The organism is Pandoraea sp. XJJ-1 (genome assembly GCF_026802345.1).
Taxonomy (GTDB): domain Bacteria; phylum Pseudomonadota; class Gammaproteobacteria; order Burkholderiales; family Burkholderiaceae; genus Pandoraea; species Pandoraea cepalis.
In genome coordinates this window covers 269,664-286,463 of sequence record NZ_CP113827.1, presented here as the reverse complement: position 1 = coordinate 286,463, position 16,800 = coordinate 269,664, and the positions used below count along the sequence as shown (strand labels likewise).

General features: G+C 65.1%; 18 protein-coding genes and 1 riboswitch. Of the genes, 2 read left to right on the top strand and 16 right to left on the bottom strand.

The genetic code is table 11. The features are described from left to right. Positions 1 to 18 precede the first annotated feature (18 nt). The 5 genes from OYT13_RS01190 to OYT13_RS01170 form a co-directional block, all read right to left on the bottom strand. On the bottom strand, positions 19 to 858 hold the full coding sequence (locus OYT13_RS01190) for a TlyA family RNA methyltransferase (protein ID WP_261939384.1): 840 nt from the start codon (positions 856 to 858) through the stop codon (positions 19 to 21). A gap of 47 nt (positions 859 to 905) precedes the next feature. Continuing rightward, positions 906 to 1,265, bottom strand: a complete 360-nt coding sequence (locus OYT13_RS01185; protein ID WP_017234007.1) for a phage holin family protein — start codon at positions 1,263 to 1,265, stop codon at positions 906 to 908. A gap of 173 nt (positions 1,266 to 1,438) precedes the next feature. Next, the gene (gene ahcY, locus OYT13_RS01180) at positions 1,439 to 2,854 is read right to left on the bottom strand and encodes an adenosylhomocysteinase (protein WP_017234006.1); all 1,416 of its coding nucleotides are present in this window, start codon (positions 2,852 to 2,854) and stop codon (positions 1,439 to 1,441) included. 32 nt (positions 2,855 to 2,886) lie between these two features. Continuing rightward, a riboswitch (S-adenosyl-L-homocysteine riboswitch) is annotated at positions 2,887 to 3,012 on the bottom strand. Between the two features lie 108 nt (positions 3,013 to 3,120). Next, positions 3,121 to 3,804, bottom strand: a complete 684-nt coding sequence (locus tag OYT13_RS01175) for an LrgB family protein (protein ID WP_017234005.1) — start codon at positions 3,802 to 3,804, stop codon at positions 3,121 to 3,123. Between the two features lie 70 nt (positions 3,805 to 3,874). Next, positions 3,875 to 4,318, bottom strand: coding sequence for a CidA/LrgA family protein (locus OYT13_RS01170; RefSeq protein WP_017234004.1), 444 nt, complete (start codon positions 4,316 to 4,318; stop codon positions 3,875 to 3,877). Between the two features lie 196 nt (positions 4,319 to 4,514). On the opposite strand from OYT13_RS01170, the gene OYT13_RS01165 reads away from it, so the two are divergent. Both OYT13_RS01165 and OYT13_RS01160 read left to right on the top strand, forming a co-directional pair. Beyond that, positions 4,515 to 5,459, top strand: coding sequence for a LysR family transcriptional regulator (locus OYT13_RS01165; RefSeq protein WP_268567155.1), 945 nt, complete (start codon positions 4,515 to 4,517; stop codon positions 5,457 to 5,459). A gap of 93 nt (positions 5,460 to 5,552) precedes the next feature. Continuing rightward, complete coding sequence (locus tag OYT13_RS01160) at positions 5,553 to 6,326, top strand: exodeoxyribonuclease III (RefSeq protein WP_039830358.1); 774 nt, start codon at positions 5,553 to 5,555, stop codon at positions 6,324 to 6,326. Between the two features lie 88 nt (positions 6,327 to 6,414). Here OYT13_RS01160 and OYT13_RS01155 read toward each other — a convergent pair whose 3' ends face one another. The 11 genes from OYT13_RS01155 to OYT13_RS01105 form a co-directional block, all read right to left on the bottom strand. Further along, entirely contained in the window at positions 6,415 to 7,710 is a 1,296-nt protein-coding gene (locus OYT13_RS01155; RefSeq protein WP_017234001.1) for an AmpG family muropeptide MFS transporter, read from the bottom strand. A gap of 106 nt (positions 7,711 to 7,816) precedes the next feature. Further along, complete coding sequence (metW, locus tag OYT13_RS01150) at positions 7,817 to 8,479, bottom strand: methionine biosynthesis protein MetW (protein WP_017234000.1); 663 nt, start codon at positions 8,477 to 8,479, stop codon at positions 7,817 to 7,819. Continuing rightward, positions 8,476 to 9,657, bottom strand: coding sequence for a homoserine O-succinyltransferase MetX (gene metX / locus OYT13_RS01145; protein ID WP_017233999.1), 1,182 nt, complete (start codon positions 9,655 to 9,657; stop codon positions 8,476 to 8,478). The genes metW and metX overlap by 4 nt, the downstream gene beginning before the upstream one ends. Positions 9,658 to 9,965: 308 nt before the next feature. Continuing rightward, positions 9,966 to 10,622 carry a nucleoid occlusion factor SlmA gene (slmA, locus tag OYT13_RS01140; RefSeq protein ID WP_017233998.1) on the bottom strand — a complete coding sequence of 219 codons (657 nt, stop codon included), beginning with the start codon at positions 10,620 to 10,622 and terminating at the stop codon, positions 9,966 to 9,968. Between the two features lie 10 nt (positions 10,623 to 10,632). Continuing rightward, the gene (locus OYT13_RS01135) at positions 10,633 to 11,436 is read right to left on the bottom strand and encodes an HAD-IA family hydrolase (RefSeq protein WP_017233997.1); all 804 of its coding nucleotides are present in this window, start codon (positions 11,434 to 11,436) and stop codon (positions 10,633 to 10,635) included. A gap of 270 nt (positions 11,437 to 11,706) precedes the next feature. Next, positions 11,707 to 12,786, bottom strand: a complete 1,080-nt coding sequence (locus tag OYT13_RS01130; RefSeq protein ID WP_369751577.1) for a porin — start codon at positions 12,784 to 12,786, stop codon at positions 11,707 to 11,709. Between the two features lie 195 nt (positions 12,787 to 12,981). After that, positions 12,982 to 13,464, bottom strand: coding sequence for a nuclear transport factor 2 family protein (locus tag OYT13_RS01125; RefSeq protein ID WP_017233995.1), 483 nt, complete (start codon positions 13,462 to 13,464; stop codon positions 12,982 to 12,984). Then, complete coding sequence (locus OYT13_RS01120) at positions 13,461 to 14,216, bottom strand: alpha/beta fold hydrolase (protein WP_017233994.1); 756 nt, start codon at positions 14,214 to 14,216, stop codon at positions 13,461 to 13,463. The genes OYT13_RS01125 and OYT13_RS01120 overlap by 4 nt, the downstream gene beginning before the upstream one ends. After that, a complete protein-coding gene (locus tag OYT13_RS01115) occupies positions 14,213 to 15,331 on the bottom strand; it encodes a 4-oxalomesaconate tautomerase (protein WP_017233993.1) in 1,119 nt (372 codons plus the stop codon). The genes OYT13_RS01120 and OYT13_RS01115 overlap by 4 nt, the downstream gene beginning before the upstream one ends. Before the next feature lie 10 nt (positions 15,332 to 15,341). Beyond that, positions 15,342 to 16,046, bottom strand: coding sequence for a 4-carboxy-4-hydroxy-2-oxoadipate aldolase/oxaloacetate decarboxylase (locus tag OYT13_RS01110; RefSeq protein WP_017233992.1), 705 nt, complete (start codon positions 16,044 to 16,046; stop codon positions 15,342 to 15,344). Beyond that, the gene (locus tag OYT13_RS01105; RefSeq protein WP_268567154.1) at positions 16,043 to 16,798 is read right to left on the bottom strand and encodes a PIG-L deacetylase family protein; all 756 of its coding nucleotides are present in this window, start codon (positions 16,796 to 16,798) and stop codon (positions 16,043 to 16,045) included. The genes OYT13_RS01110 and OYT13_RS01105 overlap by 4 nt, the downstream gene beginning before the upstream one ends. Positions 16,799 to 16,800: the final 2 nt, after the last annotated feature.

The following is a 16,800-nucleotide window of genomic DNA, read 5'->3' as shown; positions in this document are numbered from 1 at the left end:
TATTATCGAGAGAGTCGTTCATGCCGCGCGCGTCGCGTGCACGAAGAACTCCCGGTTGCCGTCACCGCCAGCGATAGGACTGTCGAGCCATGCGGCTACCGTCAGTCCCAACGTCTCACAGGCGGCGCGGATTTTTGTCTCCACTTGCGCATACTGCGCGGCATCTCGCACCAGGCCGCCGCGGCCAATGTGCTCACGCCCCACTTCGAACTGCGGTTTGACCAGCATCAGCAAATCGCCGGTCGCGCCCAGCAGCGGCGCCACGGCCGGCAACACCAGTGTGAGCGAAATGAACGACACATCCCCGACGATCAGGTCAAAGCCTGCCTCGGGAACAGCCGCCATCGTCGACGCCGGTTCGCCCTGTGCGCCGCCCTCCGCCGCCTGCTGTGCCAGACGCGCATCGAGCGTCTCACGCGACAGATGCCGCGCGTTGATCCCTTCGAGCGACACGAGCCGCGGCTCGCGCGCCAGTCGTCGATGCAGTTGCCCGTGACCGACGTCGACCCCGACCACCCGCGCCGCCCCCGCCTGCAAGAGGCAGTCGGCAAAACCGCCGGTCGACAACCCGACGTCGAGCGCGACGCGGCCGGTGACGTCGAGCCGCGTTTGCGCCAGCGCGCCCGCCAGCTTCAACCCGCCTCGCGACACGTAGCGGTCCTCGCCGGGCAGGCCGTCGGCGGCGGCACGTACTTCCAGATCTTCGTCGCTCGCCACAACCTCGCTGGCTTTCTTCACGGCCGTTTCGGTGCCCGCGTAATAAACACGTGCGGCATCGATCAGACGTTGCGCGGCGGTGCGCGATGCGGCCAAGCCTCGGGCGACGAGGGCTTGATCGGCACGAAGGGCTTGCGACATGACAGCGAATTTCCTGCAATACAAGGTCGACGACGACGCGTCGACCGTTACACGTTGGTAGCGCGGTCGCCGCCGAACACCAGCGCCGACAGAATCCACGAGATCAGGCTATACAGCAGCGAGCCGAAGAGCGCCGCCCAGAAGCCCGAGACTTCAAAGCCCTTGACGACATGCGCCGCCAGCCAGAACAACAGCGCATTGATCACGAAGATGAACAACCCGAGCGTGAGCACCGTGACCGGCAACGTCAGCACGACGAGCAACGGCCGGAGAAACGCGTTGATCAGGCCGAGCACGATCGCAACGACCAGGGCCGTCCCGATGCCCTTGAGCTGAATGCCCGACACAACGTGCGGCAAAACGAGAAGTGCAATGGCATTGATGAGCCAAATCAGCAGCAGACGCATGGCAAGCTCCGAAGGACAGGCCGGTGCGGGAGGTCGCTCCCGGCACCGGCAGTGACAAAAACCAACGCGGCGCACGATGTCGCCGCGCGAAACCGTTGCCCGTCACCCGTGCCTTGCAGCGCACCGGCGACGGTCGGTAAGACACGTTATTGATCGGTAGCGATCGCGACCGATCAATAACGGTAATGCGCCGGCTTGAACGGACCGTTCTTGTCGACGCTGATGTAGTTCGCCTGATCGTCGGTGAGCACCGTCAGTTCGGCGCCGATACGTCCCAGGTGCAGGCGCGCGACCTTCTCGTCCAAATGCTTCGGCAGCACGTACACGCTGTTCTTGTACTTGTCGCCATGCACGAACAATTCGATCTGCGCGAGCGTCTGATTGGTGAACGAGTTGCTCATCACGAACGACGGGTGGCCCGTGGCGCAGCCCAGGTTCACGAGGCGGCCTTCCGCCAGCAGGATGATGCGCTTGCCGTCCGGGAAGATGATGTGATCGACCTGCGGCTTGATGTTTTCCCACTCGTACTTGCGGGTCGACGCCACATTGATTTCCGAATCGAAGTGACCGATGTTGCACACGATGGCCTGGTGCTTCATGGCCGCCATGTGGTCGTGATCGATCACGTGGAAGTTGCCCGTGGCCGTCACGAAGATGTCGGCCTTGTCGGCGGCGTATTCCATCGTCACCACGCGGTAGCCTTCCATCGCGGCCTGCAGCGCGCAGATCGGATCGATTTCCGTGACCCACACCGTGGCGCCCAGACCGCGCAGGCTTTGCGCGCAGCCCTTGCCCACGTCACCGTAGCCCGCCACGAGGGCGATCTTGCCGGCGATCATCACGTCGGTCGCGCGCTTGATACCGTCGACCAGCGACTCGCGGCAGCCGTACAGGTTGTCGAACTTCGACTTGGTGACCGAGTCGTTCACGTTGATGGCCGGGAACGGCAGCGTGCCGTCCTTTTCCATCTGATACAGACGGTGCACGCCCGTGGTGGTTTCTTCGGTCACGCCCTGGATCTGGGCCAGGCGCTTGCTGTACCACTGCGGATCGATGGCGATGTGGCGCTTGATCGACGCATACAGCGCGACTTCTTCCTCGTTGGTCGGGTTGCCGACAACCGACAGATCCTTCTCGGCCTTGCTGCCCAGAATCAGCAGCAGCGTGGCGTCGCCGCCGTCGTCGAGAATCATGTTGGCGAACTCGCCGTTCGGCCATTCGAAGATGCGGTGGCTGTATTCCCAGTATTCGTCGAGCGACTCACCCTTGAAGGCGAACACGGGGATCCCGGCAGCGGCGATGGCCGCCGCGGCGTGATCCTGCGTCGAGAAGATGTTGCACGAGGCCCAGCGCACTTCGGCGCCGAGGGCGATAAGCGTCTCGATGAGCACGCCCGTCTGGATGGTCATGTGCAGCGAGCCGGCGATGCGCGCGCCCTTGAGCGGCTGGCTGGCCTTGAATTCGGCACGCGTGGCCACCAGACCCGGCATCTCGCTCTCGGCGATGGTCAGCTCTTTGCGGCCCCAATCGGCCAATTTGATATCGGCAACATGGAAATCGGAGAATTTTGAATCGACTACGGCGTTCATCACGCCTCCTTTCTCTAAAAGACTAGATAGTTGGGACGTGAGCGCCGTTCTTGGGGCCCACACGCCATGCGCTCCGGAGGTAACCGGCGGCCGGCGGGGCCAATAGGAAGGATCTTGAGCCTGGCAGCACGGTGGCTGTCGCAACGCTCCTCAAGACCCCGGCATTGTAGCAAAACTGATGCGCGCCGTCGGGGCAAGGGCAACGCCCGAAGGGATATTTTTCGAGGGGGAGGCGCGAGCGGCACGGCGCCCGTGCCGACCGGTCGTCAGATGGGCAGATGGGCGAGCAACGGCGCGGCAAAGACCATCACGATGCCGTTGATCATCATGACGAGACTGGCCACGACACCCTCTTCGCTGCCGATCTGGCGCGCCTTGGCGGTGCCGAAGCCGTGGGCCCCCGCGCCGAACGGCGCGCCGCGCGCCATACGGGTGCGCAGCGGCAACCACGACAGCAGCGCCTCGCCGAGCAACATGCCGATAAACCCGGTGATGATGACGAAAAGCCCCACCAGATCGCGCGAGCCGCCGACCTTGTCGGAGACCGCAAGGGCAAACGGTGTCGATATCGACCGGGCGAGCAGGCTGCGCGCCATTTCGGGGGGCAGCTCGAACAGGCGGGCAAGCACGAAGGAGCTTCCCACGGCCACGACCATCGCGACGAGCACGCCGACGATCAGTGCAAAGGCATGCCGGCGAATGATGTCGCGATGCTCATAGATCGGCACGGCAAACGCGATCGTCGTCGGGCCAAGCAGCCACACGAGCCAGCGCGAGTCTGAGATGTACGTCGTGTACGAAATGTCGCCGCCGACCATCACGGCGATGAGCAGGACCGGCGCGAGAATGGCCGGGCCGAGCCACACCTTGCCGAAACGCGCATACAGACGCTTCGACACGTAATAGAAGACGACCGTGAGAACGAGCAGCAGGAGCGCCGTATGATTCATGGCAAGACCCGGCAAGCGCCAGCAGGATTGGGCGCCGCTGCGACAGCGGCGACTTGGCACACGTCACGCATCAGCGGGCGTCGTGCGCGTGCGCACGGCGAACGAGGGCGCGCTTGAGATGACGCTCGGCGCGGCAGGCCAGATCGACCGCCAACGCCGTCGAGACCATCACGAGCACCGTGCCGACGCCGATCACGGCGAGCAATTGCAGGCCCTCTTGGCGCAGCAGATCGGTGTATTGCATGACGGCCGCGACCATCGGCACGAAGAAGAGAATCATTTCCGCCAGAAACCAGTCGGCACCGCGCTTGATCTTCTCCGTCTTCAGCACACCGCTCATGAGCAGTGCCACCACGGCGAGCAGCCCCAGTACGCCACCCGGCAGCGGGAGATGAAAATGCCGCGATGCAGCATCCGCCACCAGATAGATACCGGTGAGCAGCGCGATCTGCCAAACCACGTCAACCACGCCCTTGCTACGGCGATACATACGGCTGGCAATCATCTTGGTCATGGCGGGCTCCCGGGTGTGGCATCAATATGAGACGGAGTATAGGAAGCACCGCAACATAAATATAATGAATTAGAATTATCAAATCGATTCCAAATTGGAATAATTTAAGTATTAACCCTAATGGTGCGTGAGAAAGCCATACAGGACGGGGCTTTCCCGCCGATCGCACCAAAGCGGTGCAAACGAGAGATCCAAAATGGAACTGCGCGCGTTGCGAGGATTTGTGGAAGTGGTGCGACAGCAGAGCTTCACGGCGGCGGCCGAGGCGCTGTTTGTCACGCAACCGACCGTGAGCAAGATGGTCAAGGCGTTGGAAGACGAGTTGGGTACGCCGCTGATGTTGCGCGAGGAGCGCGGCTTGGGGCGCAGGCTCCAATTGACCGATGCGGGACGCGTCGTCTTCGAGCGCGGGCAGGATGTGCTCGCCGCTTACGCGCGCCTGCAGCAGGAGGTGGCCGATCTCGAGACGGTCGCGCGCGGCGAATTGTCGATCGGGATTCCGCCGCTCGGCGGCGACTTGTTCATCCCGGTGATCGGCGCGTTTCATCAGCACTACCCGGATATCGAGATGAAGCTCTTCGAAACCGGCTCGCGTGCCATCGAACAGGCGTTGCTGGCCGGCGACATCGAATTGGGCGCCGTGCTGCTGCCGGTCGATCCCACGATTCTCGACGTGCTGCCCGTGTGCCATTACCCGTTGCGGTTGATTGCACCGCGCGATTCACGCTGGGAAGGCCGCGCCTCCATCGGTCTGGGCGAGTTGCGCGACGAACCGTTTGTCTTTTACGGCGAGGGATTTGCCTTGTCCGAACTGGTCATCACCGCATGTCGTCGCGCGGGCTTCACGCCCAAGATTGCGGGACGCTCCAGCCAGTGGGACTTCATTGCGTCGATGGTGGACAACGGCGTCGGCATCGCCTTGCTGCCCGAGCCCTTCTGCGCGCGGCTCGACCCGAAACGCTTCGTGATCGCGAACGTGCGCGACCCCGAGATTCCGTGGGATCTGGCGATGGCGTGGCGGCGCGACTCGTATCTGTCGCACGCGGCGCGACGCTGGCTCGCGCTCGCGCGCGACCTGCTCGGCCCGGGCGGCGACGGCGAGGCCAAGGCGGCCATCGCCGGCGGCGCCCGGCGGACGTGACATCTGGCCGTCGACCGGCGACCGGCTGGCGATTGCGGTATCCTTGCCGCTGACATTTTCCCCTTGCCGCGTCAGCGCGGCGCATCGACACTCATGCGCATCATTACCGCGAATCTGAACGGCGTGCGATCGGCCGCCAAGAAGGGCTTTTTCGAGTGGTTCGGCAATCAGGACGCCGACATCCTGTGCGTGCAGGAAATCAAGGCGCAGTTGCCGGACATGACAGCGGACTTCCTCACGCCCCACGACTACCAGGGCCACTTCCATTACGCGCAGAAGAAGGGCTACAGCGGCGCGGGCGTCTACGTGCGACGCGAGCCGGACGACGTCGTCGTCGGCTGGGGCAATGCGGAGTTCGATGCCGAGGGCCGCTATGTCGAAGTGCGTTACGGCAACCTGTCGGTCATTTCGGTGTACATCCCGTCGGGCTCGAGTGGTGAGGAACGACAAACCGCCAAGTTCCGCTTCATGGCCGACTTCATGCCGCATCTGCTCGCGCTCAAGGCGGCGGGACGCGAGGTCGTCCTGTGCGGCGACGTGAACATCGCGCACAAGGAAATCGACATCAAGAACTGGAAGGGCAACCTGAAGAACTCAGGCTTCCTGCCAGAAGAGCGCGCCTGGCTCACCCAGTTGTTCGACGACCACGGCTATGTCGACGTCTTCCGCACGCTCGACCCGCGCGCCGATCAATACACGTGGTGGAGCAATCGCGGACAAGCCTATGCGAAGAACGTCGGCTGGCGCATCGACTACCAGATCGCCACGCCCGGCATCGCCGGCAAAGCCAAGACGACCTCCGTGTTTCGCGACATCAAGTTCAGCGACCACGCGCCGCTTACGGTCGACTACGATCACGCGCTGTAATCCAGACGCCCAAGGGGCCGGCACGCTCGTGCCGCGCCCGAGCCATAGCATCACAGCGAAGGCGACGAACGGTGCCGGCCCCTTCGCGTCAGCGCGACCCGCTTGCCGCGGGTACGCCATCGCCGTCGTCATCGTCGGCTCCCCAGGGGGCGACCTTCGGCAAGAGCAGCATGCCCGGCACGGCCAGCACCGTGCAGATGAGGAAGAACGTCACCCAGCCCACGCCGTCGACGATATACCCGGTGCCCGCGTTCGCGAACGTGCGTGGCACCGACGCCAGACTCGTGAACAGCGCGAACTGCGTCGCCGTGTAACGCGGGTCGGTGGTACGGGCAATGTAGGCGGTAAACGCCGCCGTGCCCAACCCGGCCGTGAACGCTTCGAAGGCGATCACCGCGCCCAGCCCCGTGACGACCGGCCCTGCCTTCGCCAGCCACGCGAAGCCCAGCACCGACACCAGTTGCAGCACGCCGAACACCCATAGCCCACGGTTGATGCCAAGTTTGATCAGCCAAACCCCGCCGATGATGCCCCCCGCCACGCTCGCCCACAGGCTCGTCGCCTTGGCGACCACGCCGATCTGCGTCTTCGTGAATCCCAGATCCAGGTAGAACGACGTGGCCAGCGACGTCGCCATCGAATCGCCCAACTTGTAGAGAAAGATAAACGCGAGCACCAACAGCGCCTTTGCCCAGCCGCCGCGCGTGACGAACTCGTGGAACGGCTCGACCACCGCCTCGCGCAGCGTCTTCGGCGGCGTACCGCGAATCGCCGGCTCCTTGACGACGAGCGTCATCACGATGCCCGGCAGCATGAACGCCGCCGTCGCGAAGAACACCTGCGACCACGGCAGATGATCGGCCATGATGAGAGCCAGGGACCCCGGCACGAGTCCCGCCACCTTGTAGGCATTCACGTGCATCGCCGTGCCGAGCCCCTGCTCGCGGTCGGACAGCAACTCACGCCGATAGGCATCCAGAGAAATGTCCAGACTGGCGCTGAAGAACGCCAGCGCGGCCGCGAGCGCGGCAATCGTCATCAGGTCGCGCTGCGGCGAATACGTTCCCATGAGCGCCACCACACCGGCCACCAGCAGTTGCGTGACGAACATCCAGCCGCGTCGCCGTCCCGGCTTCCATCCGAACACGTTGGGCGCGAAGCGATCCATGAGCGGCGCCCACAGGAACTTCCACGTGTACGGAAACTGGATGAGGGCGAACAGGCCGATGGCCTTGAGGTCCACGTGCTCGCTGCGCAGCCACGCCTGCACCAGGTTGAGCAGGATGAACAGCGGCAAGCCGGAGGTGAAACCGAGAATCACGCAGATGAGCATCCGCGTGGGGTGGAAGACGCGCCCGTCGTCGGGCGGCAGCGAATCGGTCATGGAAAGGACAGTTGGGGCCAGCCGCCCGCGGTGCACGGCACCCGGCCCCCTTTGCCTTCACCCGCCAGGGGCCCGGCGCTTCGCTGCCCCGTTAGCTGCCGTCGGTTCAGGAACGCTTGACGCGATAGACCGCAAGACTACCACGCCAGTTCGCGCCCACGGACACGAGTCGCCCGTTATGCAGCACGGCCCGATCGAGAATCTGCACACCGACGTCCGGGGCCAACGCCTCGAAGTCCTTGATGGTCAGCACGCGCACGTTCGGCGTGTTATGCCACTGGAACGGCAGGCTCTTCGACACCGGCATGCGTCCCTGCAACACCGACAGCCGGTGCGGCCAATAACCAAAATTCGGGAACGACACGATCGCTTCGCGGCCGACCCGCACGGTCTCGCGCAGAATGTCCGCCGTGCGGTGAAGCGTCTGCAAGGTCTGCGACAGAATGACCGTATCGAAGCTCTGATCCTCAAAGAGCTTCAGCCCGTCTTCCATGTTTTGCTGGATGACGTTGATGCCGCGCTGCGCCGAGGCCAGCACGCCAGCGTCGTCGATCTCTACGCCGTAACCGCTCACGTCGAGTTCGTCGATCAGCAAACGCAGCAGCGAGCCGTCGCTGCACCCGAGGTCGAGCACCTGCGACGACGGTTCGATCCATCGCGCGATCACCCGGAAATCGGGCCGCTCGGCCAGCGACGCCGCAATACGGCCCCGCGACGCCGCGAGCGCCGCCGCCTGGGCGCTGTTCACCGGTACCGTGGACTGACTCATACCCCGACCTCCTGGGCGATACGTTCGTAGTAGGCGCGCACCAGGTTGTGATAGCGCGCATCGGTAAGCAGGAAGGCGTCGTGCCCGTGCGGCGCGTCGATCTCGGCGTAGCTCACGGTACGGCGCGTGTCGAGCAGCGCCTTGACGATCTCGCGCGAGCGCGCGGGCGCGAAACGCCAATCGGTCGCGAACGACACAATCAGGTACTTGGCCGTGGTGTGCGACAACGCCTTCGCCAGATCGCCGCCCACGGTGCGGGCCGGGTCGAAATAATCGAGCGCGCGCGTGATCAGCAGATAGGTGTTGGCGTCGAAGTACTCGGCGAATTTGTCGCCCTGATAGCGCAGGTACGACTCCACCTCAAACTCCACGTCGAAGCTGAAGCGATAGCCTTCGTCCTGCGCGTTGCCGTCGCCCTTTACGCCGTCGGCCATCACCTCGGCACGGCGCAGCGCGCGGCCGAACTTGGTCGCCATGTCCTCGTCGGACAGATAGGTGATGTGGCCGATCATGCGCGCCACGCGCAGACCGCGACGCGGCACCACGCCATGCGCGTAATAGTTGCCACCGTAGAAGTCCGGATCGGAAAGGATGGCCGAGCGCGCCACTTCGTTGAAGGCGATGTTCTGCGCCGAGAGCTTCGGTGTGGAGGCGATCACCAGACAATGCCCAATGCGCTCCGGATACATGATGCTCCACGCCAACGCCTGCATGCCGCCGAGACTGCCGCCCATCACCGCCGCGAACTTGTGGATGCCGAACGCATCGGCCACGCGCGCCTGCGCATTGACCCAGTCTTCGACGGTCACGACGGGGAAGCGGGCGCCGTACGGTGTGCCCGTGGCTGGGTCGAGACTCATCGGCCCGGTCGAGCCGAAGCACGAGCCGAGGTTGTTCACGCCGATGACGAAGAAGCGATTCGTGTCGAGCGGCTTGCCGGGCCCGACCATGTTGTCCCACCAGCCGATGTCCTTGGGATTGTCAGCGGCGATACCGGCCACGTGATGCGACGCATTGAGCGCGTGACACACCAGCACCGCATTGCTGCGATCGGCGTTCAATTCACCGTAGGTCTCGACCATCAGGTCGTAGCCGGCGAGCATGCTGCCGTTCTGCAGTGCCAGCGGCTCAGCGAAGTGCATCCGCTGCGGTGTGACGATTCCGATTGAAGATTCCATAACTCCCTTTCCGAAACATGCCGGGGCCAGCGCCCCAGTCGACAAGGGTCGACGGACGGCGTCCTGAAGCGTTCTGTGCGGGAAAAGGGGTCGACGGAAAAACGGCGGCGTGCGCGCACGACCTCTTTAGCCGCATTTTTAATGAATGCCCTCTGCCGGGAAGCCCCCCAGAGTCATTCGCGCGCCCGCAAGCGAGTCACCAAATCGGCGCGCCAATCATCGCGTCAAAGCCTGTCAAACGTACGTCGGCCTCGGCGCGGGAAGCAAAAGTATAACGTAATCCGCGCCGTCGGCGCAGACCCGGGATCTTAGCGCAGGAGCGCGGCGATCTGGGGCTCGGCCCCCTCGACCGGCGAGCGCTTGAAGCCGCTCTTGGCGAAGCGATGCCAGCGGCCGAGCACGTAAGACACGAGCAGGTTGGCGCGCGAGTTGGCATCGAACGTCTCCGGCAGCGTGCCCTGTGCACACGCCAGACGCAACACCTGGCGCAGCGAGGCCTCGATGCGGTCGAGCAACTGGTTCATGCGCTCCTGCAAGCGCTCGTGTTCGCCGACCAGCGCTTCGCCGGTCAGCACGCGCGTCATGCCGGGGTTCTTCTCTGCGAACCCGAGCAGCATCAGCACGATGGCGCGTGCTTGCGTCACGCCGTCCTGATCCTGCGCGGAGATCTGGTTGATCAAACCGAAGATGGTCTGTTCGATGAACTCGATCAGACCCTCGAACATCTGGGCCTTGCTCGCGAAGTGGCGATAGAGCGCCGCTTCGGAAACGTCGAGACGCGCGGCGAGCGCGGCCGTGGTGATCTTTTCGCCCTTGGGCGTCTCGAGCATGGCGGCGAGGGTCTGCAACACCTGCACCCGGCGCTCACCCGGCTTGGGGCGGGTTGTCTTCACTGGCGCGGGCACGGCCTCAAGCGCATCGGCGGCGCCGTAACCGGCACCGCTCGAAGAGTTTTCCTGCTGCATCGTCTGGTCGTTATCGGTAGGTATTTTTGGGTCGGGCGGCTCGGGCTGCGCGTCTCGCACCGGCCCCGGTCGCAAGGCGCGCCCGTAACTCGCGCAGAGATTGTACTTTGATATCCACGTAGTGTGGGCGCCCACTGCGCGGCATGGCATCGCCAAGACTGTTTCTGGCCGGCAGATGCCCCGTGATCCAGACCGTCTTGATACCGAAATGCCGGAGGTGCTTGAGGTGGGAGCGCGTGTCTTCGACCAGCCACGTCCGATACGGCGCGAGGCCCTCGCGCACCAGCAGACGACGCAACATGATCGCGTCCGGTTTGGCGCGCCAGGCCCGGCGGTCCGCCATGTCCTCGATGCTCACGCAGCGCTCGAAATGTCGGCGAATGCCCAGCGCCTCGACAATCGGCAGGGCGTAATGCGCGGGCGCATTGGTCAGGAGAATTTTGCGCCCGGGCAGGCCGGCGAGCAGGCGGGCGATCCCGCGCTCGGCGCGCAGCACCTCGACCAGCGGCGGCAGCTCGTGCACGCGCGCCAGAAACTCATGTGGATCGATGGCGTGATGCTTGATGAGGCCCAGCAGCACGGCCCCATACTTCGCCGTGTAGTCGGTACGCAGACGATTGGCTTCGTCGGGCGGCAGCCCCAGCTTCTCGACGATATAGGCCGTCATCGCGCGATTGATGCGCGGAAAGATCGCGTGCGACGCGCGATGCAGCGTGTTGTCCAGATCGAACAGCCAGACCGGACCGCGCGTGCCGTGTTCGCTGCGGGCGCGGGGCGCCCGGCGTCGCCGGCTCAGAACGTGAGAAGAAGACACGAAGATAGCGGATTCATGCGAGGAGATACGGGGAGATGGCTGCCGCGCCCCGACAGCCACCCTTCCTGTCGCAGAACACATTGCCGCCATGGCTAGGCACGATGCTAGCGCGTGAATCCCGCTTTGACAAACCTCGGGGCGCAGCACCGCATCACGTGGGGATCGCCCCCCCGGACGATCCCCACGCCTGAACGACACGCGATGCTGCGCGATCTGGCCGTTGTCATGGCGCCTCGATGACGTCTTTCGCGTCATCGCCAGCGCCACCGATCAGAACGTGTGCTGAATGCCCAGCATCGTGCCGAACTGATTACCGCCCGTGGCAACCGAGCCGCCTGCGGCAATCGCCACCGCGCCGTTTTGGCTGTTTGCCACCCAGCCGACCAGGCCATACAGCGACGTGCGCTTCGAGAGCGAGTACGAGGCGCGGCCGATGAGCATCGTCGCGTTGGCACGGCTCTTCAACTGGTAGCGAATGGCCTGCGCGTCGAACGCCCACGTGATCGTCGGCAGATAGCTCACGCCGATGAAGTAGATGTCCGAGCGCAGCGAGGCGGCATCGGCGCTCACGTTACGGTGAATCCAGCCACCGCCCACGCGTCCCGTCGACCATTTGTAGTACGCGTTGATGACCGAGTGCGAGTCGGTGTAACGCGAGCTGGTCAGCGGGGCCGCGGCGCCCGTGTTGCCGCGCATCTGGTCGTACGATGCCGAAATGCCGAAGTTCTGGTAGTCGTAGCCGATCAGGCCCGTGAACTGCTTGCAGGCCTGGTAGTTGCCGGCGACGTTGCCCGCGCAGTTCGTGGCCGACGGACCGCCGGCGGACGAGCCATCGCGCCCGAAGCTATACGTCGCGCCGAGCGTCACGCCGGAGAATTTACCCATGTAGCCGACCGCGCTGTCGCTACGTGCGCTGGCGATGTACGGATCGACGCTGGCCAGCGAGAAGATCGACGGTCCGATCACGTCGGCGTTGCCGGTCACGTAGAACGTCATGTTGTTCTGACGGCCGAGGAGCACCGTGCCCCAATCGCCCGACAGACCGACGTTCGCCTGACGGCCGAACAGACGTCCGCCGTAGTTCAGGTTGCCGGTGCCCGGCTGGAAGCCGCTTTCCAACGTGAAGACGGCTTTCAGGCCGCCGCCCAGATCTTCGACGCCCTTGAAGCCGAAGCGCGACGGCACCTTGCCCGTGAGGGTCGGCTCGCCGATGAAGCTACCGCCCGTGGCGGCGTTGTTGTAGTAGGCGATGCCGGTATCGACGATCCCGTACAGCGTCACGTTGCTTTGTGCGTGCGCCAGGCCCGCCCCCAGCAGCAGGCCAGCGGCCAATGCATGTTTCACTTTCACTTCTGTCCCCTTGTTTTTGAAATACACAGCAACTACAGACTTCAACCTCCGGACCGTTGGCAACCTCGCCGGCCCAGTCTTTTGCAAGACGGCATGCTGGCCGCCTCGGGTACTGCCCTTGGAACCACCGCCCTAACTGCGCCCTCGGCCGGGTTCAAGTGCAGGGATGGCGCGACGTGCGATGCTGTTTTTTCCTCACGCCTCGCGTACGAAAGCGAAACGCGCTTCGCGGCGGGCAATGCGCCAACCCTGCGCGGTCCGCACGAACGTGTCTTCGAACTCCCCCATGACCTGCCGGCCCTGTGCCGGACGTCCGAATGGCCCCGGCACATCGTGTGCCGAGCCGCTCCAGAGCAACACCGTGCTGCTGCCGATTGCGCGCGTCGGCGACGTGACATCGATCAGCACGTTGCCTACGAGATGCCGCGTGAGCCGATCCACTGGACGCTGCGCATAGGCAGCCGCAATGGCGACGGGGCCAATGAGCGCGTCGCCGTTGGGGCGCACGAGCACCCCCGCCTCGGCAAACAGCGCGGCGAGTCCCTGCGCGTCGCGCCGGTCGTTGCAGGCGACGAAGCGCATCACCAGGTCGTGGCAAGCCTGTTTGGCCAGCAGGGCGTCGAGCGATTGCGGGTCGACGCCGGGCGTCAGGTCCTGATCGGCGGCATCGTTCGTCATGCGTCGCGCCCCTCGGTGGGTGCGATGTCCAACGCGGGCCGTGCCAGCCAGGTCCGCATGGCCTGCGCCACTTCCTGCGGGCGCTCCATCGGACTCATATGGCCACTGTGTTCTATGACGTGCAGCACGCTCCCCGGGATGAGCCCCGCCATCACTTCGTGGCGCGCGAGCGGGCTCCATGTGTCCTGCCGGGCGCACAACACGAGCGTCGGACAGCGAACGCCGCCCAGCAGCGACGTTGCATCCGGTCGACCGAGCAATGCATGAATCTGGGCGGCAAACTGATCGGGGTGGCTGCGCTCGATCATGTCGAGAATCGCGCCGAACAGCGGCGTGCCGATCTGGTCGGGATGCACCATCCCGGTCGCCCATACCTGCCCCATCGCCCGCATGCCGGCTTCGCGCGCGCGAGCGAGCAAGGCGGCGCGTCCGGCACGTTCCTTCTCGGCCGCCTCGCCGTCGGGCAGCGCCTGATAACCCGTGTCGAGCAGCGCAAGATGCGTGACGCGATGCGGTGCGCGGCGCACCACCTCCAGCGCCACGCGTCCGCCCATCGAGTGCCCTGCGAGGGCGAAGCATGGCGCGGCGGTACTTGCCAACACGTGATCGGCCATCGCGTCGATGGTGTCGAGCATGCCCCACGTGGGAACGCGGCAATCGTATTGCGGCAGCGCTGCCGCCGTGGCCGCCCAGGCCACGTGATCGCAAAGCAAGCCGGGGAGCAGGAGCAACGGGGAACGTTCGACACTCATGGTTTTCCTCCCTGCGGCCAAGCACGATTCGGTATGCACACCTCGCCGTCGAAGAGCCAGCGCGCCGTGCGCAGCAGGCCGGCGCCGGCGACGTCCGGCGCACCGTCGGCATCGACGCCGAGCGCGAGGCGCACGGTGAATTCGCCCGTCGGGTGTTCGATGGCGAGCAGCGGCGCGTCGTCGTCCGGCACCACGGCCATCGCGTGGCAAACGGTGCCCGGCAGCGCGGCAGCCGTCGCCACGCTCACTGCCGCCAACACGCCGATGGACGAGTGGCAACGATGTGGGATGAAACAACGTGTCGCGAGGGCGCCACCGGCCTTCGGCGGCGCGACGAGACACATCTTGGGCACCGTGCGCGAACGCACGTCGCCAAGATGCATGCGCGGGCCGACGGCCAGTCGAATGGCCTCGATCCGGTCGCGCATCGTCTGAAACGCTGGCGCCGAGTCGAGCTGCTCGCAAGACTCAGCGCCAGTGATGCCCAGGTCCGCCGCGCGCAGGAGCACGAGCGGCATGCCGTTGTCGATGCATGTCACCGTGATGCCGTCCACGACGTCCTGACGCTGCCCCGTCGGGAACAGCGCACCGCAGGAGGAGCCTGCCGTATCGCGAAACATCAACGGAATCGGGGCAGCCGTGCCCGGCACACCGTCGATGGCCACGTCGCCGTCGTACTTCACCACGCCGCGCGGGGTCTGCACGGTGGCCACCGCCACCTGCCCCGTATTGAGCATGTGAATGCCGACGTCCGTCACGTCACCCGGTGCGCTCACGAGCCCCCGCTCGATCGCGAACGGCCCCACCCCGGCGAGCAGGTTGCCGCAGTTCTGTCCGTAGTCGACACGCGCTTCATCGACCACGACCTGGGCAAATAGATAGTCCACGTCGGCGTCGGGCCGCGTGGCGCGCGAGACGATGGCGACCTTGCTCGTGAGCGGATTCGCACCGCCCATGCCGTCGATCTGACGTGCGTCGGGCGAGCCCATCGCCGCGAGCAGCACGGCGTCGCGCGCGGCGCCCTGCTCAGGCAAATCCTCGGCGAGGAAGTACAACCCCTTCGAGGTGCCGCCCCGCATGACGGCCGCCCGGATACGCGTTTGCGAATGCGTCACGTCGCGGTCCTCATTCGCCTTGCAGCTCGTCGAGCGAATCGACGTAGCGCAAGCCCTTCGCGGCAAGGCGTTCGCGCATCTTGTAATAGTCGAGCCCCAGCGTGCCGCCCGCGAGCACACCGCGCTTGTAGGCTTCGTCGGCACCGCGTGCGGCCGCCGCCTTGGCCACGGCCTCGGCGTTCGCGAACGGCACCACGACCACGCCGTCGTCGTCCGCGACGATCACGTCGCCCGGGTTCACGATCTGATGGGCGCACACGACCGGCACGTTCACCGAGCCGAGCGTCTCCTTGACCGTGCCCTGTGACGAGATGGCCTTCGACCACACCGGAAACCGCATGTCGGTGAGCGTGCCGATGTCGCGACAGCCCGCATCGATAACGAGGCCGGCGACACCGCGCGCCTTCATCGACGTGGCGAGCAGGTCGCCGAAGTAGCCGTCGTCGCAAGGCGACGTCACGCCAACCACAACGATGTCGCCCGGCTGCGCCTGCTCCACGGCAACGTGCAGCATCCAGTTGTCCGAGGGCGGCGCGAGCACCGTGACCGCACTGCCGGCCACCGCAGCGCCGGCGTAGATCGGGCGCAGATAGGTGGCCATCAGGCCGAGCCGGCTCTGCGCTTCGTGCACCGTGGCACTGCCTGCGCTGCGCAGCACGTCGAGCGTGGCGGCGTCGACACGGGGAATTTGACGAACGACGACGCCGCGGATCATGACAGTTGCTCCGTCACGACCGGCGTGAGGCGCATGAGCCCCTCTGCGTACTTGATGTCGCGCGCGGCGGCGATGCCGATGTTGCGCTTGGCCTGCACGCCGCGTTGCAACGCCACGCGCGTGTAGTAATCCCACAAGTGCTCCTGCCCCGCCATGCACTCGATGGCGGCACGCTTCGTGTCCCACACCGGCGTGATGTCGACGAAGGTGTTCGGGATCCATTCGCACTGCTCGGTCTGATGCGGCTCGAACGCGAGCACGGCGGGAGCGCCGATGATCTTTGCGCCCGGCTTGTGGCCCTCGGCCTGCGCAATGACGCGGGCTTCCTGCGTGACGTGCATCGCGAGCGGATGATCGAAGTTATACGGATCCTTCTCCGAGTGGCTCAGCACGAACGACGGTTGCAGCTCGCGATAGATGTCGACGAGCCGGAAGAGCGTTTCGTCGGATACGCGCATCGGGTAGTCGCCGATATCGAGGAATTCGATTTCCGCGCCGAGAATATCGGCCGCGCGCTGCGCTTCTTCGCGACGCGCGACCTTGACCTTCGCCTCGGTCATGTCCGCGCCCTTGCGCCAGAGCTTGGCCGACTCGCCACGCTCGCCGAAGGACAGGCACACGACCTTCATGCGATAACCCTGCGCGACATGCGTGGCAATCGTGCCCGCCGCACGCCAGACGAAGTCCGCCGAATGGGCGCTGACCACAAGGCCGGCCAATCCGCCGGTGAGGGTGTGCTGTGATGTGCTCATAT

Bases quoted from the DNA above. Each gene is read 5' to 3' on its own strand.
- OYT13_RS01190 (WP_261939384.1), bottom strand. From the start codon at position 858: ATGTCGCAAGCCCTTCGTGCCGATCAAGCCCTCGTCGCCCGAGGCTTG.
- OYT13_RS01185 (WP_017234007.1), bottom strand. From the start codon at position 1,265: ATGCGTCTGCTGCTGATTTGGCTCATCAATGCCATTGCACTTCTCGTT.
- ahcY (WP_017234006.1), bottom strand. From the start codon at position 2,854: ATGAACGCCGTAGTCGATTCAAAATTCTCCGATTTCCATGTTGCCGAT.
- OYT13_RS01175 (WP_017234005.1), bottom strand. From the start codon at position 3,804: ATGAATCATACGGCGCTCCTGCTGCTCGTTCTCACGGTCGTCTTCTAT.
- OYT13_RS01170 (WP_017234004.1), bottom strand. From the start codon at position 4,318: ATGACCAAGATGATTGCCAGCCGTATGTATCGCCGTAGCAAGGGCGTG.
- OYT13_RS01165 (WP_268567155.1), top strand. From the start codon at position 4,515: ATGGAACTGCGCGCGTTGCGAGGATTTGTGGAAGTGGTGCGACAGCAG.
- OYT13_RS01160 (WP_039830358.1), top strand. From the start codon at position 5,553: ATGCGCATCATTACCGCGAATCTGAACGGCGTGCGATCGGCCGCCAAG.
- OYT13_RS01155 (WP_017234001.1), bottom strand. From the start codon at position 7,710: ATGACCGATTCGCTGCCGCCCGACGACGGGCGCGTCTTCCACCCCACG.
- metW (WP_017234000.1), bottom strand. From the start codon at position 8,479: ATGAGTCAGTCCACGGTACCGGTGAACAGCGCCCAGGCGGCGGCGCTC.
- metX (WP_017233999.1), bottom strand. From the start codon at position 9,657: ATGGAATCTTCAATCGGAATCGTCACACCGCAGCGGATGCACTTCGCT.
- slmA (WP_017233998.1), bottom strand. From the start codon at position 10,622: ATGCAGCAGGAAAACTCTTCGAGCGGTGCCGGTTACGGCGCCGCCGAT.
- OYT13_RS01125 (WP_017233995.1), bottom strand. From the start codon at position 13,464: ATGACGAACGATGCCGCCGATCAGGACCTGACGCCCGGCGTCGACCCG.
- OYT13_RS01120 (WP_017233994.1), bottom strand. From the start codon at position 14,216: ATGAGTGTCGAACGTTCCCCGTTGCTCCTGCTCCCCGGCTTGCTTTGC.
- OYT13_RS01110 (WP_017233992.1), bottom strand. From the start codon at position 16,046: ATGATCCGCGGCGTCGTCGTTCGTCAAATTCCCCGTGTCGACGCCGCC.
- OYT13_RS01105 (WP_268567154.1), bottom strand. From the start codon at position 16,798: ATGAGCACATCACAGCACACCCTCACCGGCGGATTGGCCGGCCTTGTG.